The sequence below is a fragment of the Clostridium homopropionicum DSM 5847 genome, from assembly GCF_001263795.1.
GTDB classification, from domain to species: domain Bacteria; phylum Bacillota; class Clostridia; order Clostridiales; family Clostridiaceae; genus Clostridium_H; species Clostridium_H homopropionicum.
The window spans coordinates 1-26,099 of the sequence record NZ_LHUR01000024.1; the positions used below are offsets into that span (position 1 = coordinate 1).

General features: G+C 30.2%; 22 protein-coding genes. 18 read left to right on the top strand and 4 right to left on the bottom strand.

Annotated elements, in window-relative coordinates; translation table 11 throughout:
* Positions 1-214 precede the first annotated feature (214 nt).
* The 6 genes from mntA (at position 215) to CLHOM_RS10660 (ending at position 6,588) form a co-directional block, all read left to right on the top strand.
* Entirely contained in the window at positions 215-571 is a 357-nt protein-coding gene (gene mntA, locus CLHOM_RS10640; RefSeq protein ID WP_052221680.1) for a type VII toxin-antitoxin system MntA family adenylyltransferase antitoxin, read from the top strand.
* A 6-nt stretch (positions 572-577) separates the two neighbouring features.
* On the top strand, positions 578-706 hold the full coding sequence (locus CLHOM_RS17920; RefSeq protein WP_082204403.1) for a HepT-like ribonuclease domain-containing protein: 129 nt from the start codon (positions 578-580) through the stop codon (positions 704-706).
* Between the two features lie 173 nt (positions 707-879).
* Positions 880-1,527 (top strand): Ig-like domain-containing protein, encoded by a 648-nt coding sequence (locus CLHOM_RS10645; RefSeq protein ID WP_052221681.1) that lies wholly within the window; start codon positions 880-882, stop codon positions 1,525-1,527.
* An 11-nt stretch (positions 1,528-1,538) separates the two neighbouring features.
* Complete coding sequence (locus tag CLHOM_RS10650; RefSeq protein WP_052221682.1) at positions 1,539-4,442, top strand: hypothetical protein; 2,904 nt, start codon at positions 1,539-1,541, stop codon at positions 4,440-4,442.
* A 180-nt stretch (positions 4,443-4,622) separates the two neighbouring features.
* Complete coding sequence (galE, locus tag CLHOM_RS10655; RefSeq protein ID WP_052221683.1) at positions 4,623-5,606, top strand: UDP-glucose 4-epimerase GalE; 984 nt, start codon at positions 4,623-4,625, stop codon at positions 5,604-5,606.
* 88 nt (positions 5,607-5,694) lie between these two features.
* Positions 5,695-6,588, top strand: a complete 894-nt coding sequence (locus CLHOM_RS10660) for an MBL fold metallo-hydrolase (RefSeq protein ID WP_052221684.1) — start codon at positions 5,695-5,697, stop codon at positions 6,586-6,588.
* A 77-nt stretch (positions 6,589-6,665) separates the two neighbouring features.
* On the opposite strand, the gene CLHOM_RS10665 is transcribed toward CLHOM_RS10660, so the two are convergent.
* Both CLHOM_RS10665 and CLHOM_RS10670 read right to left on the bottom strand, forming a co-directional pair.
* Positions 6,666-6,878, bottom strand: a complete 213-nt coding sequence (locus tag CLHOM_RS10665; protein WP_052221685.1) for a DUF3006 domain-containing protein — start codon at positions 6,876-6,878, stop codon at positions 6,666-6,668.
* A gap of 11 nt (positions 6,879-6,889) precedes the next feature.
* Positions 6,890-8,161, bottom strand: coding sequence for a ComEC/Rec2 family competence protein (locus CLHOM_RS10670; RefSeq protein ID WP_052221686.1), 1,272 nt, complete (start codon positions 8,159-8,161; stop codon positions 6,890-6,892).
* 258 nt (positions 8,162-8,419) lie between these two features.
* Between CLHOM_RS10670 and CLHOM_RS10675 the strand changes: the two genes are divergently transcribed.
* The 4 genes from CLHOM_RS10675 (at position 8,420) to CLHOM_RS10690 (ending at position 14,666) form a co-directional block, all read left to right on the top strand.
* Positions 8,420-9,655, top strand: a complete 1,236-nt coding sequence (locus CLHOM_RS10675; protein WP_052221687.1) for an ammonium transporter — start codon at positions 8,420-8,422, stop codon at positions 9,653-9,655.
* Positions 9,656-10,033: 378 nt separating this feature from the next.
* A complete protein-coding gene (locus CLHOM_RS10680) occupies positions 10,034-10,975 on the top strand; it encodes a hypothetical protein (RefSeq protein ID WP_052221688.1) in 942 nt (313 codons plus the stop codon).
* 75 nt (positions 10,976-11,050) lie between these two features.
* Entirely contained in the window at positions 11,051-11,509 is a 459-nt protein-coding gene (locus CLHOM_RS10685; RefSeq protein ID WP_052221689.1) for a VanZ family protein, read from the top strand.
* Between the two features lie 133 nt (positions 11,510-11,642).
* The gene (locus tag CLHOM_RS10690) at positions 11,643-14,666 is read left to right on the top strand and encodes an EAL domain-containing protein (RefSeq protein WP_052221690.1); all 3,024 of its coding nucleotides are present in this window, start codon (positions 11,643-11,645) and stop codon (positions 14,664-14,666) included.
* A gap of 267 nt (positions 14,667-14,933) precedes the next feature.
* On the opposite strand, the gene galU is transcribed toward CLHOM_RS10690, so the two are convergent.
* On the bottom strand, positions 14,934-15,806 hold the full coding sequence (gene galU / locus CLHOM_RS10695) for a UTP--glucose-1-phosphate uridylyltransferase GalU (protein ID WP_052221691.1): 873 nt from the start codon (positions 15,804-15,806) through the stop codon (positions 14,934-14,936).
* A 196-nt stretch (positions 15,807-16,002) separates the two neighbouring features.
* Between galU and CLHOM_RS10700 the strand changes: the two genes are divergently transcribed.
* The 7 genes from CLHOM_RS10700 to CLHOM_RS10730 all read left to right on the top strand — a co-directional run bounded on the left by CLHOM_RS10700 (position 16,003) and on the right by CLHOM_RS10730 (position 22,857).
* Entirely contained in the window at positions 16,003-17,040 is a 1,038-nt protein-coding gene (locus CLHOM_RS10700; protein WP_052221692.1) for a hypothetical protein, read from the top strand.
* Between the two features lie 79 nt (positions 17,041-17,119).
* The gene (locus tag CLHOM_RS10705) at positions 17,120-17,671 is read left to right on the top strand and encodes a manganese efflux pump MntP (protein WP_052221757.1); all 552 of its coding nucleotides are present in this window, start codon (positions 17,120-17,122) and stop codon (positions 17,669-17,671) included.
* Between the two features lie 67 nt (positions 17,672-17,738).
* The gene (locus CLHOM_RS10710) at positions 17,739-18,074 is read left to right on the top strand and encodes a single-stranded DNA-binding protein (RefSeq protein WP_052221693.1); all 336 of its coding nucleotides are present in this window, start codon (positions 17,739-17,741) and stop codon (positions 18,072-18,074) included.
* A gap of 266 nt (positions 18,075-18,340) precedes the next feature.
* Positions 18,341-18,745, top strand: a complete 405-nt coding sequence (locus tag CLHOM_RS10715) for a DUF6762 family protein (RefSeq protein WP_052221694.1) — start codon at positions 18,341-18,343, stop codon at positions 18,743-18,745.
* Between the two features lie 50 nt (positions 18,746-18,795).
* On the top strand, positions 18,796-20,580 hold the full coding sequence (gene pepF / locus CLHOM_RS10720) for an oligoendopeptidase F (protein ID WP_052221758.1): 1,785 nt from the start codon (positions 18,796-18,798) through the stop codon (positions 20,578-20,580).
* A gap of 155 nt (positions 20,581-20,735) precedes the next feature.
* Positions 20,736-21,797: an HD-GYP domain-containing protein gene (locus tag CLHOM_RS10725; protein WP_052221695.1), complete on the top strand. Its 1,062-nt coding sequence runs from the start codon at positions 20,736-20,738 to the stop codon at positions 21,795-21,797.
* Between the two features lie 67 nt (positions 21,798-21,864).
* Positions 21,865-22,857: a rhomboid family intramembrane serine protease gene (locus CLHOM_RS10730; RefSeq protein ID WP_052221696.1), complete on the top strand. Its 993-nt coding sequence runs from the start codon at positions 21,865-21,867 to the stop codon at positions 22,855-22,857.
* A gap of 207 nt (positions 22,858-23,064) precedes the next feature.
* On the opposite strand, the gene CLHOM_RS10735 is transcribed toward CLHOM_RS10730, so the two are convergent.
* Positions 23,065-24,768, bottom strand: a complete 1,704-nt coding sequence (locus CLHOM_RS10735; RefSeq protein ID WP_242846766.1) for an ATP-dependent metallopeptidase FtsH/Yme1/Tma family protein — start codon at positions 24,766-24,768, stop codon at positions 23,065-23,067.
* Positions 24,769-25,077: 309 nt separating this feature from the next.
* Between CLHOM_RS10735 and CLHOM_RS10740 the strand changes: the two genes are divergently transcribed.
* A complete protein-coding gene (locus tag CLHOM_RS10740; protein WP_052221697.1) occupies positions 25,078-26,088 on the top strand; it encodes a YkvA family protein in 1,011 nt (336 codons plus the stop codon).
* The last annotated feature ends 11 nt before the right edge of the window (positions 26,089-26,099 follow it).

Sequence of the window (26,099 nt, forward strand, 5' to 3'; positions counted from 1 at the left end):
GAACCGACAATAAGCGTTAGCTTATTCTATATATGATTGAAATATGATGTGAAAAGCCGTATGCCTTAATAGGGCACGTACGGTTTTGTAGAGGAGCTTGGGCGGTGACGCTCTTGTTTACTCAAGATATAAATATATAAATATTTAAAAAAGTACGAGGTGCGTATTTCTATGAACATAGATAATTCATATATAGAAAAAATAACAAAAAAAGATAGAACCCTTTATAATATATATCTTTGGCTCAAGTGTAGATGGGGTTTTTAGGGAAGATAGTGATATAGATATTGCATTTATCTCTGACAAAAAATATAGTGAATATGAATTATTTATTACAGCTCAAGAATTAGCCGACATATTAAAGAAAGAAGTGGATTTGATAAATTTGGAAAATGCCTCAACAGTTTTTAAGGCACAAGTTGTTGGTAAAGGTAAAGTTATATATTGCAATGATGATACTAGAAGAATGTATTTTGAAATGTATGCCTTTAAAGACTACGCTTTATTAAATGAAGAGAGAGCCGAAATATTAGAAGGAATTAGACAGAGGGGGAGCGTTTATGGGGAATGACGTAATATGGTTGGATTTAGAAATATAGTAGTTCACAATTATCAAGCAATTAACCTTAAGGTAGTGGAAGAAATCATTGAAAATCACATAGATGATTTAAAAGAATTCACATCAATAATATTAAATAAAGTATAACTGACGGGGGCAGCCCCTGGGCATAGTTTCCAGGGGGCTGCCCCCATATCGCTTTATTGCTAAATTTTTAGTGCCAAAGAATAAGTAATTTGGTATAATATAATAAATTATAGACGGAAATTTGCGAAAATACTTATAGGGAATATTTCTGATTATAGGGAGTGTGTAAGTTAGTGTTTAAGAAAAATTATAAGTTGGCTAAAATAGTGCTTATAGTATGCATTTTTGTACTATCTAATTCTAAAGAAGCCTTCAGCAAAACAGATACATTAAAATTTAAATCGTGGGGACAACCTTTGGTTATTAGTGATGTAAATAAATCTTGGCTTATAAGCTTTAGCCATAAAATTAAGGATAGCACTATTAATAATTATAATATTTTTATTGAGGATGAAAATGGCAATAAGCTAGAAACAACTTCCTCAGCACTAAATGATAGCAAAACCATTAAGATATCTCCTAGTAAACCCTATGAAGACTTAAAAAGTTACAAGTTATTTATTGAGGATAAGATTGAAAATGAAGAGGGAAAACAATTAAATATTCCTGTTTTTTATGAGTTTAAAATTGATCTAAAGAGTAAGAAGGATTCAATTAATGAAGTAATAACCTCAGTGAATTCATTATTTACAGCTGTTAATATTAAAACCTCATCAAAAGTGTACAAAGTCTATGTTGATAATGAGGAAGCAAAATATAAAGGAAATAATGAATATAACTCAAATATTATTGGTAAAAAGATTGGAGATAAGCTAAAAATTAAGACTTATGATTCCGATAATAACCTTATAGATGAAACGGATTATACTATAAATAAATAAGGGGATGGAAAATGATAAATAAAAAATTTATTATAAATAATAAGTTAATAATATTTATTTTTAGCTTAGTATTTTTACTAGGGATAAATATTAGAAATGCTTCTGCAGCTGAAGATTGGCAGTACTTTGAGGATTTAGGGACAACCCTTGAGGAACTACTACAAGTTACCTCCCCACAAAATATTAATATTTATATAGAGGGAAAATACATAACTGATATAAGTATTACCAGTAACAAAATATCAGGACAAGCTGGAGTAATAAGTATTGATGTTAATAAAAATGAAAGTGTTAGTAGACTTAATGTTAAACTAGAAGCAAATGGGGGACTTATTACTAAGCAAAGCGATGCAAATAAGATAATTAAGAGCGGCAAGACTGTTTTTAATGCTGGATTTCTTATTGATAAAAGTGACGTTGATTATGATTATGACTTAACCTTTACAGCTTATGATAGCAGCGATAATGTGCTGCAAGCTGAAGTGTTTAAGTCTAAACTCCAAATTCCAAAGGAAGCTTTTAAGATTGTAGATAAATCTAATGGGGGTAAACCATATACACTACAGCAATTAATTGAAAATCAAAGTTTATTTCAAACTGTCTTAAAAGAAAAGATTAAAATTAAACAAATGTTAGTATTAGATAATGTATCTATAGATTTTTTAAATAACAAACTTCTAGGAACCACTGCTAATATGGAGTATAGCTTTAATTCAACTAATGGACTCTTAGGAACCTTTGAAGCATGCACAGATACAGAAACTATTGTCTCAACATTAGTGCCTGGAAAAGTTATTTGTATTAGAGAAAAGGGAGCCCCTAACAATTACAGATTAATAGAAATATCTAAAGAAGCAGCTGCTCCTAAATTTACAATAGATTATTTAAATGAGAAAACTGTTGAAGTAATTCCAAGTACTATAGAATATTCAACTAGTAAAACTTTTTCAACAACGGTTTCTGGCAGTGGAGCAAAGCTAGACTTAAGCATTTATGCAGATACAGGAGCTTCAATTTACTTTAGATATAAAGCAACAACCGGTGCTATGCCAAGTAAGAGCTTTGAATTAAAAGTACCTAAAAGACCAATTAAGCTAGTAATTACTGCAAATTATCTAACTGGAACTACTACACAAAAAATTCTTACTACAACAGAATATGCAAAAGATGAGAGCTTTATTAGTGGCTATAATATTGGAGAAGGTCAAGAAGTAGCATTAGAAGAAAATACAGATTATTACTTTAGAGTCAAGGCTACGGAGAAAAACTTTAAAGGAGAGACTTTAAAATTAACTGTAAATGGACAAGTGCCAGGAGTTCCTTCCTATACTATTGATTATATTAATGAAACTACAAATCAAGTAGTACCTACAACTGTAGAATACAGCTATGATTCACAATTTAAAGGAGAAGTATTCAGTGGAAATGGAAGAAAACTGGTTTTAGATCCAGGTAATACCACTAAGACTCTTTTCTTTAGATTTAAGGGTACATCAAGCTTATTTCCAGGTGAGGCATTAATTTTAGTAATAGACGCAAGGCCAGCTGCAACCTCATATTCAATCGACTATGAAAACAAATCAACTAAGGAAATACTAGAAGTTACTGATGAATATGCCCAAGATATTAAGTTTACAAAGGGAAAGGTTGCTGGAAATGGTGTTTCCTATGTTAATTTAAATCCAGATACAAGGGATAAGAAATTGTATTTTAGAGTTAAAGCAACTTCCAATTCTTTTTCAGGAGTAGTACAAGAATTGCAGATACCAGCATTACCTAGTGCACCAACTTATGCAATAGATTTTATAAATGAAAATATTAAATCTGTAGTAGATGAATATAAAATTGGAGAAACTGGAACTTTTATAAAAGGAAATGGAATTGATATCAATATGTCTGATTATTTAGGTAAAAATATTTACTTTAAAAAATCGGCAATAGCAGATGGTCAATTTGAAAGCCAAACACAAGTAATAAAAATACCAGCAAGACCGAAGGCACCAGCTTACACCATAGATTATAACAATGCTACCACAAATCAAGTGGTCCCAAGTACTGTAGAAATCTCAGAAACAGATACTTTTGCAAGTACTACTGCCGGGCAAGGAACTAAGTTACTGTTATATCCAGGAATTAGTCCTAAAACTTTGTATTTCAGAGTAAAAGCCTCACAAAATAACTTTGTAGGAGAATCAAGTGAATTATATGTACCAGCTGCTGTAAACGCAGGTCCTGTGTTCACCATAAATTATTCAGAAGAAAAAACAATGCAGCCAGTATCTTCAAATATTGAGTATTCCTATGATAAAGATTTTATAACTGGCAAAACTGTAGGAGAAGGTAAAACCTTAGTACTTATTCCGGGTAAAGACGTATATTTCAGATACAAGGCAGGATATAATTCTTTCCCAAGTCTTACAACAAAGCTTACTGTTCCATCTAGACCAAGAATATCTGGTAACTTTAGAGTAGATTTTGAAAATGAGACTGTTCTAGCAGATTCAGATGCTTATGTTGATAGCAGATATGAATATTCAGGAGATGTGACTTTTACTGGAACTATAAAAAATGCGAATGGTGGACCTTTACCGGTTACTTCAGGTTCTAATATTTATATTAGATTAAGGGCAACAAATGCTGATTTCTCAAGTGAAATTTATGAAGTAATGGTTCCACAAAGACCGGAAGTTCAGAATTTTACCATAGATACTGTAAATAAGACAACACAACAAATTGTTCCAGATTATGTATCCTATAAAGTTATGAATGGGGATGTAGTTGTTAAAGATTACACTCTGGGTAACAATGACTTGCTTGATATTTCTGATTGGAATGGATACACCATATACTTCCAAATCAAAGCTACAGATACTTACTTTAAAAGTAATGAAAAGTCAGTGAAAATAGAATTTTAAGATGGTGAGATGGTGCCAGGCACCGGAGAATGGAGAATTAATAAATCTCTTTTCTCTGGTGCCTGGTACCTTTAATTTAAGCCACCTTCAAAGAATCTTCATGGTTATTATAACAAAAATGGACACATATGCTATAATAGTAGATAGGTGTTTTATTTGTTGATACAAGGGGGATAGTAAATGTCAATATTAGTTTGTGGGGGGGCGGGCTACATTGGAAGTCATACAGTAGCTGAGCTTATAGAGAATCATAAGGATGTAATAATTTTAGATAACCTTGAAAAAGGCCATAGAGAAGCAGTTCTAGGGGGAAAGTTTTATAAAGGAGATTTAAGAGACAGTGAAGTTTTAGATAAGATTTTTACTGAAAACAACATAGATTCAGTAATTGATTTTGCAGCATACTCTTTGGTAGGAGAAAGTACCGAGGAGCCATTGAAGTATTTTGAAAATAATATTTGCTCTACAATGAATCTACTAGAGGCAATGAGAAGACATAAGGTTAATTATATTGTATTTTCTTCAACTGCAGCAACCTATGGAGAACCAGAAGGTATTCCAATTTTAGAAGAAGATAAGACAATTCCAACAAATCCTTATGGAGAATCTAAGCTTGCAGTGGAAAAAATATTAAAATGGTGTGAGAAGGCATATGGTATAAAATACGCAGTATTAAGGTATTTTAATGCTGCTGGTGCTCATATTAGTGGTAAGATTGGAGAGGATCATTCTCCAGAAACTCATTTAATTCCACTAATTCTTCAAGTAGCATTAGGTAAAAGAGATAAAATTATGATTTTCGGAGATGATTATGATACTGAAGATGGTACATGCATTAGAGATTATATTCATGTAACAGATTTAGCTAGTGCCCATATACTGGCTTTAGAAGAATTAAAAAATGGTGCAGAAAGCAGCATATATAATCTAGGAAACGGAAAAGGCTTTTCAGTAAAAGAAGTAATCGAAGTTGCAAGAAAGGTCACAGGTTGCGAAATTAAAGCTGAAATTGCAAAAAGAAGAGCTGGTGATCCAGCTATATTAGTAGCTTCAAGTGATAAAGCTAAAAATATTCTTGGTTGGGAGCCTAAATATAACTCTTTAGAAACAATAATTGAGACTGCATGGAATTGGCACAAGAATCATAGAGATGGATTTAAATAGTAAGGTGCCTGTCACCGGAGAAAGGAGAAAAGCCTTTAGTAAGTTATAGAGCTTAAGTAAAATGACATGAAGTTTTGGAGGTGATTATATGGAGATAAAGCCTGTAAGAGGAAATACATTTTATATTGATACAGGAATGACATACATACCTTTTTATAAAATTAATGATGAGGAAATTATCCTTCTTGATTCAGGTTGGGCTGAAGGGGAAAGAGAGGGACTAGATGAACTTTTAGAAAAAAATAATTTTAGAGTGTCCGGCATATTATGCAGCCATGCACATATAGACCATGTAGGAAACAATGCATATTTCAAGAATAAATATAATTGCGTAATAGCCATGCCAGCCTATGAGGCTTTGGTCTGCAGTTCTGTAGTTAATCTTAAGGTTTATTATAGCAGTCAAACCTTATCAGATGTTGAAGAGCATTTTGGGCATATGGTTTGTGAAACGGATATAATGATTCCTGATAATCAAGATAAAATATATTTGTGTGGTATTAAATTTAAAATCATTCATACACCGGGACATAGCCCTGCTCACATATGTATTATCACTCCTGACGACGTTGCTTATCTTGGAGATTCCCTAATAAGTGATGAAGTTATGAAGGGAGTAAAAATTCCCTATGCTTATATATTAAAAGAGGATTTAGAATGTAAAAAGAAACTATATGATTTAAAATGCAGTAAATACGTTGTAGCACACAAAGGTATGTATAATGACATTACTAAACTCATAACTGATAATATAAATTTTTATAAAGAAAGAGCTTCAATGGTATACAGCTTAATAGATGGGTATATGACAATGGAAGACATTATGAAGGCTGTTATGAAAAGTTTTAATATTCGAGTAAAAACCATACATAGGTATAATGTTGTAGAGAAAATGTTAAGATCCTATGTAGAATATTTAAATGAAACAGGTGCAATAGAATTAAATATAGTGGATGGATTCCTTAAATATAAAAGAGTATAAAAAGAAAGGTTAAGGTGCCTGGCACCGGAGAAAAGAGAAAAGTCATAGATGCTTATAATGCAAGCTATGACTTTAATTTATTGCCATAAATCCTTAGTAAGTTCTTCTATCTCTGCTTTTCTTCTATTTGTTTCTTCGAAATCTATAGTAATTTTGCCATCCTTGATAATAAGGATAGTCCCTTCTCTCGCTTCTGGAGGTATGGAAGCTATAGGAATATTTATCATTTGTTTATTGTCTTTTTCACAAACTGCGTATGAACCTTCAAATCTATCAATTATTACTTTCATTATTTTACCTCCTAATTTACGCATACATCACATGGGTCAGAGTACCCTAGATTAATTACATCACTTAAAGCTCCAGATAAAATAGTTTTACTTCTTGATAGTGTTCTGCAATTTTTATTAAAATGATATGACTTGCCCTTTGGAACATAGTAAACTGTTCTGATGCTTTCTGTTGAAGGTTTACTAACTGTAACTTTTGAACTAGAAATAGTTCCAGATGAAGAGCCGCTGCTATTAGTAGCTGATGAAGAATTATTAGTAATTGAAGTTTGGCTAGCACTACTACTGTATGAATAACTTCCAGGTTTTGTATTGAAACTTATTGTAATTCCATCGCTTGTAGCTATGATGGTACCGCATTCATCTGTCCTATATACTGTAATTCCTTTAGATTTAAGTCTTTCCATTGTTGGTTTATGAGGATGACCATAATCATTATTCTTTCCAACAGAAATTATTGCATACTTTGGACTAACCTTATTTAAAAATGAATTTGATGTAGAGCTGCTACTGCCGTGGTGGCCTATTTTCAATACATCAGATTTAAGATCTAGTTGCTTCTCTAGAATTTCACCTTCGCTAATACTTTCAGCATCTCCTGTAAACATAAAACTATTGTTTCCGTACTTTAAACGAATTACTATAGAATAATTATTTATTTCATCGTAGGTTGCAGAATTTGGTGCAAGGATTGTCCAAGTTGCTGTACCTAAATTATAGCTTGTATCAACCTTAGGGGTAGTAATATTCAGTTTTTTATCCTTTATTGAAGCTATAACGTCCTTAAAAGTTGCAGTATTTGAAGTAACTTTAGACAAAAAAATCTTGTCTATACTAAAATTTTTAACAACTACATCAAGTCCACCAATGTGATCCTCGTGCGGGTGTGTTCCAATTACGTAATCTAACTTGTTTACTCCTTGATTTTTAAGGTAATTTAAAACTAAATCACTATCAGAGTTATTACCAGCATCAATTAGCATGTTGTGCTCCCCTTGCTGAATAAGTATGGAATCAGCTTGTCCAACGTTAATAAAATGTACTTTTAGATTTCCAGTGACTTTAGCTCCATCTTCTTCAGTATTATTTGCTGAAACGTCAGTTATTTTTAAATTATTTTTATCAATAACATCCTTATTTTCTGTTTGATTAATACCTGTTGTTAAATTGCTATTACTATTTAAATTGGTATCCATATTAGAACCTAAAGCAATAATAAAAACCAAAACAGGTAATAAGAAAATTATAAGTCTTAATGGATTACTGAATCGCTTGTTTTTCATTTAATCACTCCTTAGTAATTAATTATACAACAGCTCGATAAATATGTAAATAATAGTTGAAATATGTAATAATGTGGAGAATTCGATTAATAACAATTTACCAAATATATGGCAAAACAAGGTAAAAAATTAATAGATACACAATAAACATTGACAAATATTATTAATATGATAAAATTAAGTACAGATTATTAATAATATTTAAAATTAAACGATGTGTGAGTATTAATTTTAAAATTTAAAACGGGGGGATTACTAATGAATGGCATTAATGGAGCAGATACTATATTTATGATTTTTTCAACTGCTTTAGTTTTCATCATGACACCAGGCTTGGCATTATTCTACGGAGGAATGGTTAGAAAGAAAAATATTTTAAGTACTACTATGCATAGTTATGGAGCTATGGCAATAATTTCAATTCAATGGATATTAATTGGGTATACATTATGTTTTGGAACAGATATAAAAGGACTTTTAGGAAATTTTCAATTTTTAGGTTTAAGTGGAGTTACATTTGAGCCAAATGCAGATTATGCAGCAAATATTCCACATCAAGTATTTATGTTATTTCAACTTATGTTCGCAATTATAACACCTGCATTAATTTCAGGGGCATTAGCAGAAAGAATGAAGTTTATAGCATATGCAATCTTTATTTTACTTTGGACAACTTTTGTATATGATCCAGTTGCTCATTGGGTATGGGGCGTTGGTGGTTGGTTAAGAAATCTTGGAGCTTTAGACTTTGCAGGAGGAAATGTTGTTCACATTAGTTCTGGTATTTCGGGACTTGTAATTGCTTTATTTCTTGGAAAGAGAAAAAAATTAGGAGCAATAGTTCCGCATAATTTACCAATTACTGTATTAGGTGCTGGATTGTTATGGTTTGGATGGTTTGGATTTAATGCTGGAAGTGCATTAGCAGTAAATGATATAGCTTTAAATGCTTTCATTACAACTAATACTTCAGCAGCAGCAGGAGCTATAGGCTGGAGCTTATGTGAATTGCTTGCAAGAAAGAAAGTTACTTCTTTAGGTGTTGCCAGTGGTGCCGTAGCTGGACTAGTATCAATTACTCCAGGTGCAGGCTTTGTAACTCCGATATCATCAATTTTAATAGGTCTTATCGGCGGAAGTATATGTTTCTTTTCAGTAACAGTGATGAAGTCAAAATTTGGATATGATGATGCCCTAGATGCTTTCGGATGTCACGGAGTTGGAGGAATTTGGGGAGGAATTGCAACCGGAATATTTGCTTCAAAAGCTGTAAATTCAGCTGGTGCTGATGGTCTAATTTATGGAAATGTTCATTTGCTAGGAGTTCAATTAATTGCAATAATAGCTACAGTAGCATTTGCAGCAATTGTAACATTTATTATCTTAAAAGTTATGAGTTTATTTATAAAGATAAGAGTTAGTGAAGAAGAAGAACAAGTTGGATTAGATGTTTCTGAACATGCTGAAGAAGCATATGGAAGTATAAGCATGTAGGAAAGTTAAAAATTTTAAAAATAACCAGTAGCTCATAAACTACTGGTTATTTTTTATTTAACTTCTGGAACCTGTCTTGGATCATCCTTTTTAGGCTTTTTCCTTTTAGGTTTTTGTTGAAATTCATCCTCATCAGGGCGTTTCATACCTTTTTTTGCCATAACAAAAGTCTCCTTATTATAATTAATTATTATTGCAATAATATTTTTCTCGTTAAACAAGAATTAATACATGAAAATAGCGTCAAACAATAAAATTTGTATTGACACTAAAGCTTTTGATATAATAAGGCTATGTTTTAAGAAATTGTTGATTTCGAATAATATAGAAAATAATTCTATTAAAACATAGTCTATAATAAAAAAGGTGATGAAATTGATGAATATATGGAATAAAAGAAAAAATATTATAATAGTTTTAATTTCTATAATTATAATTATATCTATTTTCTTGGCTGGCTTATTTAATAAAAATGGGTACAAGGAATATAGTACTAGTGAATCTTTTGGAACTTTAGTAGACTTGCTTTTAAAAGCTTCAAGTGGAGATGATACAATCAAAATAGATGAGGAAAAAATAAATTCGATAGGAGCTAGTTATTTTAATCAAGGAATAAAAAAAGGCAATCTTACTATCAAGGGTTTAAATGTACATATAGAAGAAGATAAAATAAATTTATTGATACCTGTGAAGTATAAATTTTTGCCTTTAGTGCTTTCTACAGAAGGAAAACTCCAAATTAATGAAGGAAATATGGTTTTTTATCCTGAGTATTTTAAAGCAGGAAGTATCTCTGTTCCAAAAAGTAAAGTTTTTAGTTTTATTAAAGAGTCCTTTAGAAATAAGATAGAGATTGAAGAGAACAGCCTAGTATTAAATAAAAAACTTTTTTCAAGTAAGATTGAAATTCTTCAAATAATAGATGGAAATCTTATAGCTAAGGTTAATGACAATACTAAAAAAATCATTGATAAAGCAGATAAGGCAATAAAAGCAATAGATGCAAAGGAGAAAGAAGAATTACAGGTTAATAGTAATAAAAATACATCAAGTGGAGAAAAGAATGTAAGTGGTTCAAATAATAAATCATCTTCAAGTAGCAAGGAGTTAACTTCAAAGGAAAGTCAAATAATTTCTATTATGAATAGTACTATTGCAACCCTAGATTCCAATCCCTCCTATAATTATTGGCCAAATGTGAACCGTGTTATGGGAATTTATGAAACCTTGTCTCCAGAAGAAAAAGCTAGCTTTATAAGCAAAGTCTACAATTATGTTGATGTTGCTAGAGCAAAACGAGTTAAAAGTAAGATAAAATAGTAAGAAATAACAAAGTTAAGGCCCCTGGTACAGAATCTAGGGGCCTTAACTCTGAAAGATTAGAAAGGAGTTTAAATGAAAAATATACATAAATATTTAAATTGGATATTGGTTCTAATTTGGATGCTAGTAATATTTGCATTTTCAAGTGATCCTGCCGCAGTATCAGATGAGAAAAGTGGATTAGTTATTAAAATACTAAATAACTTGGGGATAGATTTAAATAGTGCATTTGGAAAGCTTTCAAATTTTATTGTAAGAAAAATAGCTCATTTCACAGAGTATTTTATATTATATATGCTTTTATTTAATGCTCTTAGAAACCATAATATTGATGGTAATAAAATCACAAAAGGAAAGGCTTTATTTTTTGCCCTTATAATAACCTTTTTATATGCTTGTAGTGATGAATTTCACCAGATTTTTGTTCCAGGCAGAGAAGGTAGATTTAGAGATGTTACGATAGATACTTCTGGAGGATTATTTGGAATGATTTTAATTAAAAAATTAATAAAAAAAGTAAAAACTATATAAAAGTAAGAAAATTTAGAATGTTCTACACGAAAATACAAAAAATATGTTAAAATATATATAATTATTATATGTTTTGCATGCTATCTTGAAGGGGCAAAGATAGTTACAAAACTATGAAATGGGAGGTGCTTACATGGGGCGTAAAGTATGGAAAAAGGCAAGTAAGATACTTCTATTTATTATAATTATTATAGGTATTTTCCCAGAAAAAGCTATAGCAGAAAGGCAAGTAGTTAAATATCAAGGCGAAATTGATTATCCTCCATATAAATATATTAATAAGGGGCAATATACAGGCTTCGATATAAGTCTTACAAATTTAATTTTTAGAAACGATGATTATTCATTAGAATATTCTAATGATAAGTTTGATTTAGTTTACGAAAGATTGAAAAATGGACAAATAGATACATGTGGAATGCTTGCCGTAAATGACGAAAGAAAAAAGGAAGTGCTTTTTTCTGATCCTATAATTACTCTATATTGTGCTATTTATACAAGAAATAATTTTCAAAAGATTAATATAGATAATATGGAAAATTTTACGATAGGTGTGGGAGATAAACAGTATTCAGAAGAATTACTGAGAAATTCATTAGGAATTTATAATTATACGACCTATGAAAGCCCAAGTTCAGCACTTGATGCACTGCAAAGTGGAAAAATAGATGTGTTATTTGAAAACCAGGATGTTATTAATTATCTTATTATAGAAAAAGGTTTGAAGGATGATATAATTCATCAGCAGCAAGAATTATTTCCTACAAAGTTAGCTTATGCAATCTCAAAAAGCAACGAGCCATTGGTTGATTATATTAACAATCGCTTAAAGCTATTAATTAAGTCAGGGGTTTATGAGGAAGTATATCAAAAGTACTTTTTTACTCATTCGGATATTTACAGAGACAGGCAACAAAGAAAAGTAATATTTATGTTTCTGTTAATTAGTATAATAATATTAATAGGTTATTTTATTATTGGTAAATATATAAAGCATTTGAGAAAGAAAATTGGAAAAGAACAGGAATTTTCTAATACTATATTAAATGAGGCAAATATTTTTATTTTTGCCATAAATAAAGGCAGAAAAATCATTAAATTGAATAAGTACGCGGAAACAATCATGGGAATAAAATATGTCGACTTCATTGGAAAGCTTTATGAAGATATTATTAATATCAGTGAATTTTTAAGCTTAATTGAAGATGTTTTACAAAAGGTAGAAAGAAAAGATACTATAAAAAGTGAGCAAAATTTATCCTTTATTGTTGGTGAAATTAGACACAAATTTCTTTTTAAGATAAACGTTATTAGATTGAACAAAGATTATGAAATTGTATTTATGGGAATCGATATTACTGAAAGAATTGAAAATGAGGAAAAGCTAGAAACTAGCTATAAAGATTTAGAAGCGTCCTTTGAGGAAATTTCTTCACTTGAAGAGGAACTGCGGGAAAAGTATGAAGAACTTTCACTAAGTGAGGCTAACTTAAGAAAGAGTAAGGAATTCTATCAATTAATTACAGAGGCCTCTTATGATGCTATTTGGGATTGGGATATAATAGATAATAAAAGTTATTTTTCAGATAGGTGGTATGAATTTTTAGGATATGATGAGGAAGAAGAAAGAAATCCTTTGGTATGGAGAGATTTAATACACCTTGATGATGTTCAAAAGGTAAACGACACTATATTAAATCATTGGAAAAATAAAACGGAGCTTTTCAAAATTGAGTATAGAATTAGAGCTGTAAATGGAGAGTATATTTGGATTCAATCTGTAGGAAAAACCTTGTTTGATAGAGAGGGTAAACCTTATAGATTAGTGGGTTCTCATAAAGATATTACAGAGATAAAGAGATACCAAGAGAAACTTGAAAATCTTGCCTATACAGATTATCTAACAAAGCTGCCAAACCGAGAATATATGTACAACAAAATTAAAAATGATTTTGTTATCAAAAATGGTATTAATGAACTTAGGGCGCTATTTCATATTGATGTAGATAATTTTAAATATTTAAATGATACGATGGGGCATGCCTTTGGTGACAGCTTTATTGTAGCCATATCAGAACGATTAAAAACATTAGTTGATGAAGATAAATGTTTGATCAGAGTAGGTGGAGATTCTTTTATATTTTGCATAAAAAATATAAGTAATTGTGATGAAATTGAGAATTTTGCTAAAGGGATTATGAATCTTATAAATCAACCCTTTGATATTAAAGAAAGTATTATTCAAATGACAATTAGCATTGGTATAGCAGTTTGGCCTAAAAATGGAATTTCTATGGATGAGCTCCTTAAGAAAGCGGATTTAGCTATGTATTCAGCTAAAGGAAGTGGTAAAAATAGATATACTTTCTTTGATGAAATTATGGACAAGGAATTGATTGAAAGAGTAAAAATTGAAAAACATTTAAGGAATGCAATAGAAAATGATGAGTTTGAATTGTATTATCAGCCGCAAGTGGATATAAATTTAGAAAGAACAGTTGGATTTGAAGCATTAATCAGATGGAATAGTCCTGAACTTGGCTTTGTCTCTCCTTTAAGATTTATTAAAATTGCTGAGGAAAATCACATGATCATTGAAATTGGTACATGGGTACTAGAGACAGCGTGCAATTTTATTAAAGAGATTCATAATCAAGGAAATAAGGATTGTTGTATTTCTGTTAATGTTTCAGTATTGCAGTTAATCCAACAGGATTTTGTTCAAAGTGTCCTAAATATACTTGAAGAAGTTGAACTTAATCCTCAATATTTAGTTATTGAAATTACTGAATCAATATGTATTGAATATTACGAAAGTATATGTGAAAAATTGAATAGGCTTAGAGCTGAAGGGATTAAAGTTGCTCTAGACGATTTTGGAAAAGGCTATTCTTCTTTAAGTTATTTAAAGCAGCTTCCTATTGATATGTTAAAGATTGATAAAAGCTTTATAGATGATCTTGAGGATAAAGAAGGGAAATCTTTAGTAGAAAATATCATAATGATAGGCCACAAAATGGGGTACAGCATTGTTGCTGAAGGAGTTGAAACAAACAAGCAAAATGAGTATCTTAAAGAATTCTCTTGTGATAAGGTTCAAGGATTTTATTTCAGTAAACCAGTGCCTAGAGAAGAAGCATTAAATAGACATAGATAAAAAAATAAAGGGTCAGTCTATGCGGAATAATTTTAATTATCCACATGGGCTGACTTGGGCTATCTTACTTATTATCTTTACCAGCAGCTTTACATAGAGCTAGGGTTGTTATAATAACAATTACTGCAAAGAAAATAAAAATAAATACAAAAACGTATCGCATTATTAATTTTAATCCTCCCAAAGTACAATAACTATTTTGTTATCTTACATTATGGATAAACTTTCAAAATATTATACCTAGGGAGAAAGTTGAAATATGTGAATCTATTTTTGTAAAGTCAATAATTTATTAAGATATTTTAGAAAAGATTCCTTTAACTCTGTTTTCTTTAGGGCAAATTCAACAGTAGCTTCTAAAAAGCCTAGCTTATCACCTACATCATATCTTCTTCCGTCAAACTTATAAGCATACATGGCTTCTCTTTGAATTAATGTCTTAAGAGCATCTGTAAGTTGAATTTCTCCGCCTTTTCCAGGAGTGGTATTTTCTAATATATTAAATATTTCTGGTGTTATAATATACCTACCAAGTATGGCCACATTTGATGGAGCTTCTTCAACTGCTGGCTTTTCAACTAGGTTTTTAACTTTATATACTCTATCTTCAATATGAAGTCCTTCAACTATTCCATACTTGCAAACCTCTTCATTTGGAACTTCTTGAACTCCTAAAATACTTGTTTTATATTCATCAAAGCAATTCATTAGCTGCTTAAGACATGGTACAGTGCTGTCGACCACATCATCTCCAAGCATAACAGCGAAGGGTTCATTGCCTACAAAAGCTTTTGCACAGCTAATAGCATGACCTAAGCCTCTAGGCTCCTTTTGTCTAATGTAGTGGATATCTACCATGTTAGAAATACCTTGAACCATTTCTAACAATTCAGTTTTATTACTTTGTTGAAGCTGATATTCTAACTCAATAGATTTATCAAAATGATCCTCTATTGCACGTTTATTTCTTCCTGTGATTATCAAAATCTCCTCTATTCCTGAAGCTACTGCCTCTTCAATTATAAACTGGATAGTTGGTTTATCAACTATTGGAAGCATTTCCTTGGGTTGAGCCTTTGTAGCAGGCAAAAATCTTGTGCCTAGTCCTGCTGCAGGTATTACAGCCTTCTTAACTGACATATGTAAGTCCCCTTTCAAAGTAAAAAGTAAATATATATTATTTTATTCTACAAACTACAAAAATAACCTTCTATTTTACTATAAATAGTATACTACAGTTGAGTTGATGTGGTAAATATAGTTAATCAGGTTATTTTATTTACCTAAGACTAAAATAATGATAAAATTGTACTATAAATTATAGGAGAATAAAGAAATGAATAAAATTTTAAAAAATAGAAATGTAAAAATACTATCAGTTGTAATAGCATTATTAATAGTAACATCTTGGTTAATTTTTTCTAAAGGAAACTATAAAAGTTATAAAAGTGAGGACTCTTTTAAAGCATTAATGGGAGTTATGTTAGAGTCTATTAATAATAAAGGGGTAATGATTCTAGAAGAAAAGGATATAAATGCTTTAGCTTCTTCTTACTTAAAGGAAGGAATCAATAAAGGAGGCTTAATAATTGGAGGCCTTAATGTTAATGTAAATGGAGAAAAGGTAACTGCTTTAATCCCTATAAAATATAAAGGCTTTTCAATGCTTTTTTCTACCAAGGGTAATTTTCAATTTAAAGAGGATAGCTTATGGTTTACTCCAGATTACTTTAAAATAGGAAAAATATCTTTACCTAAGAAATACGTCATGAATTTAGTTAAAAATAAATTTGGTTCTAAAATAAAAGAAGAAGAAGGAAGTCTTGTTGTAGGTAAAGGGATAATTCCTTTTGAATTTAACAGTATTGAACTAATTGAGGGGAAATTTGTTATTGTATCAAAGGGAGAAACCAACGAATTAATTAAGAATACTAGTGAAGCTATAAGTAAATTAGAACAGGAAGTTAAGGCACAAATAGCGAAGGAATCACAAAACAAAGCAAATAACAGTAGTCAAGTTAAAGATTCTACTAAAAATACTTCTAATAATGAAAAAACAAATAATAACACAAGTGGAGATTCTAAAAACGAAGCTAAAGAAAGTGAAGATTCACTAAATAAAATATATGAAGACCTAAATGGACTTCAAGGTAATTTAGCTACATCCAAAGAAAAGCAAATGATTAGTATAATGTCTTCTGCTATAAATAATATTAAAACTGATTCTGACTATAATTTTTGGAATGATATGGACAAGGTAATGGATATTTATAAAACCTTATCACCTCAGGAAAAAAAGAATTTCAAAACTAAAGTTTTAAGTAATATAGATTTAGAAAATGCTCTTAAAATTAAAGATAATTATGGAATTTAAGAAATAATTCCCTCATATATTTTTATATATTGCACAAAATATAAAAATATATGGGGGATTTTTTATGGAGATGGTTAGTATTAGTATATATTCACTTTTTATAATAGCTCTTGCACTAGCTCTTGATGCCTTTGGAGTGGCTTTAAGTTTAGGATTGAACCCAGCTCTAAAAGGTAAAAATAAAATAATGTTATGTGCTTCCTTTGGATTTTTTCAATTTGCTCTTTCTTTTCTAGGAGCTTATCTAGGATATTTATTTAATACGTATATATTGGTGATTCCTAAATTAATTGGAGGCATAGTAATAATTATCGTGGGCATAATGATGCTGAAAGAAGGCATGGAAAAAAGCAATAATAAAGTAATATTAGATAAAAAAATGTACTTAATCCTTGGAATATCAGTAAGCATCGATGCGGCAGTGGTAGGCTTCACAGCTCTTAATAACTTAAAAAATATTCAGATCCTTTTATTAACTACTGTATTCATAGGTATTGTCACCACTATTATTTGTGCTCTTGCATTTATAATGTCTTCTTATTTAAGGAAGATAAATATATTTTCAAAGTATGCGGATTACGTAGCAGGGATAATTTTAATTTTATTTGGATTAAAGATGATTTTTTTATAAGAATAGTTTAGGAAACTCCAATATGGATATAATTTATAAAAAATTATAATTTATTGGAGGAGAGTAAATGAATAAAGTAATGTTTATTGGAAGAATAACAAAGGATATTGATTTAAAGAAGGTCAATGAAAATAATAAATATGTAACAGCATTTAAATTAGCAGTAGATAGAGGATATTTGGATCATAAGGGTGAAAAAGTAGTAGATTTTATACCTATTGTAGCATGGGAAAAATTAGCGGAAAATTTAGCTAAGTTCACTAAAAAAGGTAGTATGATAAGTGTTATTGGAAGACTTCAAATAAAATCATATGATACTAAGGATGGAGAGAAAAGATATATTTCAGAGGTCATTGCCCAGGAAATAAAATTTTTAGATTCAAAGAAGCAAGAAGTAGTTTAAAGGGCAGTTGATTAGTAATATAAGAATTTTACGACGTAAAATTCTTAGTAACCAGTAACCAATTCCCAGTAACCAGTTTTATTAATCCTACTGGCAACTGGTCACTGGTTACTGGTTACTTAAGAAAAATGCGTCGTATTTTTCTTAAAGTTGCATGGCAATTTTCTCATATTGATAAATATACTGGATGGCATAGTTTCAATTTACCTTAATAGCAATATATGATAATATAATTTATAGAGAATAAGATGGAAGAGGGGATAAAATTGGATTTTGCAGCATTAGTTTTGATGGAATTAGATGAAAATAATAAATTTGTAGGAGAGCTTGGAAGTTATGAAGTAGGCGAAGGGGCTGAATATATAAATAAATTCTACTATAGTGATAAGGAAAATAAGGTAATTGTATATTTTGATACAAATAAAGACGTTGAAGAATGGGAGTATACTGCAATATACGATTTATTTGACTTAGAGGCCTTTGAAGAAAAGGGATATGAAATAGAAGAGAAAGATGATGAGTTTAATCCAACTTGGATAATTAAATTAGAATATATTGAAGAACATAGAGATATGACTGAAAAGCTAAATGAACTTTGTGAAATAATAAAAGCAGAAATTGAAAAAGCTATGGATGAAGCTGTTGAAAAGAAGGCTGATTATTTAGAATAATTTAATTCTTACTAATAAGGATTGGAGTGTATGCTGTGGGCGAAGTTAAAATGGTAAAAAGAAGAGAAGAAATTAATTCTTTAGATAAATGGAATGTGGAAAAAGTATATGTAAATACTGAAGAATGGGAAAAGGACTTTGCAAAGTTAAAAGAAATGGCTCCTAGATTAAGAGAGTTTCAAGGAAAGCTAAATATCCCTGTTAAATTGTTGGAATTTTTGAGACTAGATGAAGAAATTTCGAGGCTTGGCGATAAACTATTAGTTTTTGCTTTTCTAAAGGCTGATGAGGATACTACAAATAATGTTAATCAAGCAGTAAAAAATAAAATTGAAGCTTATTTTGCAGAGCTTGGAGAAATGTCAGCTTTTTTTATGCCTGAAATATTATCTTATCCAGAAGGTACTTTTGAGAAAGTATTAGCTCAGCTTCCTGAGCTAAAAAAATACGAATTCTTGATAAATAGAATTCTAAAAAGAAAACCACATACTTTAAGCCTGCAGATGGAAGAAATGTTAGCAGCTGTTTCAGATGCATTAAATGCTCCTTCTAGTATTTTTGGTATGCTCTCAAACGCAGATATGACATTCCCAACTATTAAAGATGAAGAAGGAAATGAAGTAGAACTTACAGAGGGAAATTACTCTATATTCATAAAATCAAAGGATGTAAAAGTAAGGGAAGCAGCCTTTGAAGCATTATTTGGAGCCTATGAAAAGTTTAAGAATACTATAGCAACCACCTTAACTTCTTCTATAAAAAACTTTTCTTTTTTAGCTAAGAGAAGAAATTATAGCAGTTCCATTGAAAGCTCTTTAAAACCTAATGATATACCATTAGATGTATATGATAATTCAATAAAGGCTATAAATGATAATATAAAAAGCCTTCATAGATATGTAAGAGTTAAGAAAAAATTATTAGGATTAAAAGAAATGCACATGTACGATTTATACGTACCTGTTATAGATACGCCTAAAATGCATATAGAATTTGATGAGGCAGTGAAGCTTGTAAAGGAAGCGTTAAAGCCACTTGGAGAAGAATATTTAAGCATTTTTCAAGAAGGAATAGATAATAGATGGATAGATATCTATGAGAATAAAGGTAAAAGAAAAGGCGCTTATTCTTGGGGTTCTTATGATACAATGCCTTATGTTCTTTTAAACTACAATTATGAACTTAATGATGTTTCTACTCTTGCACATGAAATGGGTCATTCTATTCATTCTTATTATTCAAGAAAAGAGCAGCCGTATATATATGCAGATTATACATTATTTTGTGCAGAAGTGGCTTCTACTGTAAATGAAAACATGCTAATAAACTATCTTATTGAAAATGAAAAGGATGAAACTAAAAAATTATATTTAATAAATACTCAATTAGAACAGATAAGGACTACTGTCTTTAGACAAATAATGTTTGCTGAGTTTGAAAAGATAACTCATGAAAAAATCGATCAAGGAATACCTTTGACTAGTGATGAATTATGTCAGATATATCATGATTTAAATGTTAAGTATTTTGAAGAAGACATTATTGTAGATAAAGAAATAGATATGGAATGGTCAAGAATACCTCATTTCTATAATGACTTTTACGTTTATCAATATGCCACTGGATACTCAGCTGCCAATTCATTTGTAAAGGCAATTTTAGAAAAGGGAGAAGAAGCTTTAGAGAAATATAAAGGTTTCTTAAAAAGTGGAGGTTCAGATTATCCAATAAATATCCTTAAGAAGGCAGGAGTGGATATGACAACATCAAAGCCAATTGAAGATACCATAAGTAGATTTAATGAGCTTTTAGATATGTTAGAAAGAACCTTATAAATTTTAAACAAATTATTAAAAGGCTTGCCAATAATGATGTTTTAACGTAAAATATTAAAATGTCATTAAACTAAATTTAACCATAAGTAATATACTATAGTCATAGCAAATTTTACATTAAGAGTCTAGCTAGTAACTTTTTAATGAGGTGTTGTATGAGATTAGAATTTATAAATAGGGTTAAGGAAAATGAGGTATTGGGGAAAAGTATTTTAACCAATGAGGGAAGCATACTTTTAAGAGCTGGGATTACACTTACAAATCAATATATTAATAAATTGAAAGAATTAGGTGTTCTTTATGTATATATAGAAGATGACAGACTTGACGACGTTATGGTAGAGGATGAAAGACTAATAAAGTTAAAGCAAGTTACCATGAAAAACATGGATAAGATTGTTAAGAATATAAACAATTTAAATAGTAAAAGAGATGCAAGGAATTCTTTAAGAGTTGTAGAAAACCTTATTGAATATATAATAGATTCTGGAGATATTAATTTAAGTTTGCATGATATTAAAACCCATGACAATTATACCTATGTTCATTGTATTGATACTGGAATTATGGCAGCTTTTTTAGGTCTATCTTTAAAATTCAAAGATGATGAACTTAAAGAGTTAGGTAAGGGTGCTATATTGCATGATATTGGAAAAACAAAAATATCTGAAAAGATTATAAATAAAAGAGCACCTCTAAATGAAGAAGAATTTCTTGAAATGAAAAAACACCCTATTTATGGCAAACAAATTCTTGAGAAAAATATGAGCATTTCTGAAATAGTTTTAAAGGCAGTAGCTGAGCATCATGAGCGAATTGATGGTTGCGGTTACCCCTATGGATTAAAAGGAAACCAGATTTCAAGGTACGGTAAAGCTGTGTGCATTTGTGATGTTTATGATGCTATTAGCAGTGATAGAAGTTATAGAAATAAATTTAGCCCCAATGATGCATATGAACTTATATTAGCTGGCAATGGAACCATGTTTGATGAAAAAATGGTTGAAGGCTTTAAAGATACATTTTCTGTATATCCACTAGGATGCTGCGTAAAGCTTTCAAATGACATAGAGGGATATGTAATAAGGCAAAATCTAGGATTCCCAGATAGACCGATATTAAGGATACTATACGATGCAGAGACTAAGGCGCCAATTCCTTTCTATGAAATTGATTTGCTAAAACATTTAGATATTGTAGTTAAAAAAGTAGTATAAAAAACACCTAAAGATTTTTAGAACCTAAAAATTTTTAGGTTTTTTATTATATATATGGAGGTATCTAATGAGTAAAGAGAATTTAATAAAAGAAACAATAAATATATTTTGCCAATATTATAGATATAATATAGAAGAGTTTAATTCCAAAAGGGAAGGACAATCTTTTTGGGGAGTATCTAGATTAGGAGAAAATTATAATGAATATATGGTTTTTTTAGATTTGAGTGAAAATGGTGAACTAGATACTGACTATATATATAACAAGCATAGGTATGAAAATGTTAGAATAATAAAGGTATTTTATATTAAAAATAAAGAAAATATTAATTGGAGTATTTTATCAGAGCAATCTAAAGAAGAAATAATTGTAGTGGATAAGAATCAGTATAAGATTGTGTATTGTTCTGAATTTGCTAGAGAGAATGCCGTGATTATTGAGAGGATAATGGAACATTTTAAGAGAATAAAAAGAGAAAAGAAAGCTGTTAAGGTGCCGGTTATCACCAGCATATTAATCTTAACAAATATAATAATGTTTTTATTAACTGCATATCTTTCAGGAAGCATTTTTGAAAGTAACACTAGTGTTTTATTGTATTTAGGTGCAAAGGAAAATACACTTATTGGAAATGGAGAATACTATAGATTAATCAGCGCTATGTTTTTACATGGGGGAATAGTTCACATTGGATTTAATATGTATGCCTTATATTTTTTAGGTACAATGGTTGAAAGAGCCTTTGGAAAGTTAAAATTTATATTGATCTATTTTATTGGAGGAATATCCTCATCACTAGCGAGCTATTTTTTTTCACAGGCAGTATCCGTTGGTGCATCTGGAGCTATATTTGCACTTTTAGGAGCAATACTAATATACAACTTAAAGATGGGATATAAGGCTAATAAAGCTATGATAGGAAATATCGTTTCAGTAATATTTACTAATATAGTTATTGGATTTATACTTCCTAATATAGATAACTTTGGCCACCTTGGTGGACTAGCAGCAGGATTGATTGTAACCTTATTGATTATAAATTTTAATAAAAGGCTATAGAAAAAATGTTCAGTCAGTGATTAAGAAAAATGCGGAGCATTTTTCTTAGTAGCTAATCACCAATCTCTAGTCGCTAGGGTGTTGCAATAAGAGCTGATTTTTATTACGCACATTACTTTAGCTATTAGCGACTAGAGACTAGCAATTTCTTTTTAAAGTTGCGTCGCAACTTTCTTATACTACTAATTAAATATCTAGAAATAAGGGTTACTGAATAGAATCTAATATTTCTTTTATTTCATCGTGATAAATTGTTTCATTTTCTAATAATTTGCAAGTCATAGCTTCTAATGCTTTTTTATTTTCAACTAATAGATTTATAGTTTCTGCGTAAAGACTGTCAATTGTCTTTTTACATTCTTTTACTATAGAATCTTTTATAGATACTGAAAGTTCTCCTACTTCTGATAGAGTTAATAAACCTAAAGATTCTCCCATTCCATAGGCAGTGATCATGTTTGTAATAAGATTTGTAGAATGCTTAAGATCGCTATATGCTCCAGTAGTTATTTTTTCTTTTCCAAAAATAATTTCCTCAGCAGCTCTTCCGCCTAAGAGCACCATTATTCTTTTTAGAAGATAATCCTTATTTTGATACATTTTATCCTCAGGAATGCTTAAGGTATATCCACCTGCGCCATTAGTTGTAGGTATAATAGTTACTTTTGAAAGCTTATCCTGTGGAAGAACTCTTGAAGATACTAAAGCATGTCCAGCTTCGTGGTAAGCAGTAATCTTTCTATCAACTTCTCTTATATGATCTCTATTCTGTTTTTCGTATCCAGCAAGTACAATAGAGAATGCTTTATCAAAATGAATATTAGAAATACTTTCGCTCTCATCTTTGCAGGCTAAAATAGCAGCTTCATTCACTAAGTGCTCCAATTTAGCTCCCGAAAACATAGAAGTCTTTTGTGCCCATTCTTTTATACTTATATCCTTGTGAGGCTTATTCTTTAAGTGTAAGCTAAGAATTTTTTCTCTAGCTGATACATCAGGAAGATTTACTTCTATATGTCTATCAAATCTTCCTGGTCTTAGCAATGCTGGATCAAGCATATCTAATCTATTTGTTGCAGCCATTACAACAATTCCTTCTTTCTCGTTAAAGCCAGACATCTCAGTTAATAGTGCATTTAGAGTTTGATCTCTTTCATCTGAACCGCCAGTAGAGGAACCATCTCTTTTTTTGCCTATGGCATCAATTTCATCTATAAATATTACAGCTCTTCCATGAGTTTTAGCTTTTTTGAATAATTGACGAATTCTGCTGGCACCAACTCCTACATAAACCTGTACAAAATCAGAGCCAGACATAGCATAAAAAGGTACTCCTGCTTCTCCAGCAACGGATTTAGCAAGTAAGGTTTTACCTGTTCCAGGCTCCCCATATAAAATTACGCCCTTAGGCATTCTAGCCCCATAGGCATTATATTTTTCAGGATTTTTTAGAAAATCAACTATATCTTTTACACTTTCCTTTGCTTCTTCATTGCCGGCTACATCTTTAAAGGTAAAGCCTAAATTTTCTATTTCAGCTGCATCAAGCGAATCAACTGAACGAATTCCTTTGGAAGTAATCTTAGAATTTTTAATTGCTATGGTGATAAAAAGAACTAAAGATATACCAAAAAGAGCCATTGGAAGAATCTCTACGGGGGAAATATAACCCTGTTCAGAAACTTCAATACCGTTTTTTAAAGCATCTTCTTTTAGCTGTAAGCTTCTTGGATTATCAGTTTCGTAAATTGTACCATCTTTTAATTGTACTTGCATTTTTGGTGAATTGGTATAGTAAATTTTTTCTACTAAACTGTGATTAAAATCATCCTTGAATTGGGCATATGTTTTAGCTTTTTCTACCTTATATACAAAGTTTGTAAGTAACATTAGAATAATAGAAAGTGACATTGTAATAACTGCTAATAAGATATATTTATTTTTAATCTTGTTCTTCACTGTATCATCCTTTCCCATTAAGGTATTACTATAAAATTTACTTGTCACTTGGTCAACTAGGCTCATTATATTAAAATTTATGAACTATGTCCAACAAACCTCATAAATATTGCTAATGTAATTTATGCTAAAAGGGCAGATAGAAAGATTTATTGTGTAAAGTTAAAAATTTGTGTATACTTTAGATTAGATGTAAAAATATTCTACTTGAAAGGGGGAGGCTCTTAGAAGGTCAAGCCTAGATAAAGAGCGCGATTTTATATGAATATTTCTGATGTTACAGTAAGACTAACAGAAAAAGATATATTAAGCATAATAAGCGACTATTTAAAAATTGATGAAATAAAAATAACAGAAATAAGTATAAGTGATTTTATAAAGATTCAGGGAAACTTTATAAAAGGCATTAAGTTAAATTTTATAGCAAATTTAATGATAATTGCTATAGAAAATAACAAACTTAAATTAAAATTATTAAATTTAAAGGTGGGAATTTTACCAATAGCCATAAAACTTCTAGGATTTATTCTAAAAAAACCTTTATTAAAACTAACAAATATGGGGATAACCTTTGAGGCAGGAAACATATTAGTAGATTTTAATCTGTTGTGCAAATACATACCTTTTGTAGAATTCTATCTTACACATATAACAATGCTAAAGGGAGGACTTGAAGTTGAATTAAGAAATTTAAGTTATACCGAAAGTAAACAAGCCCTATCACTTAATGAATTAAAAGAAAAAATTGGGGACAGTTCTCATGAATCAATACAAAAGGATGAAAAGATAGGGGACAGTTCTCAAATTATTGACATAAAAGAAAAACAAAATGAAGGTTATTATAAATTCAGAAAAGAAACTATAAATAAGATTCCAAATAAATATCACAATATAGCAGAAATAATTATGATTTTGCCGGATATAACTATACTTTTATACAGGTTGATGAAAGATAATAGAGTTTCAATGAAAACTAAAGTTATGATAGGCACAGTTATCACTTATTTAGCATTACCATATGACGTAATCCCTGATTTTATACCGATATTAGGGAAAAGTGATGATTTAGGAATAGGATTAATCTTGCTGGAGAGAATTATAGAAGATATACCTAAAGAAGTTATATTGGATAATTGGCAAGGAAGTTCTGAAATTATTAAAAAAGTAGGAGAAGTAGGAGAAAATATAGAGAAGACAATAGGAAGAAAGAATGCTATAAGGATATTGTTTGGTGCAGCAATTTTTATCAAAAAGAGAAAAAAGAAAAGATAATATAAAGAGGA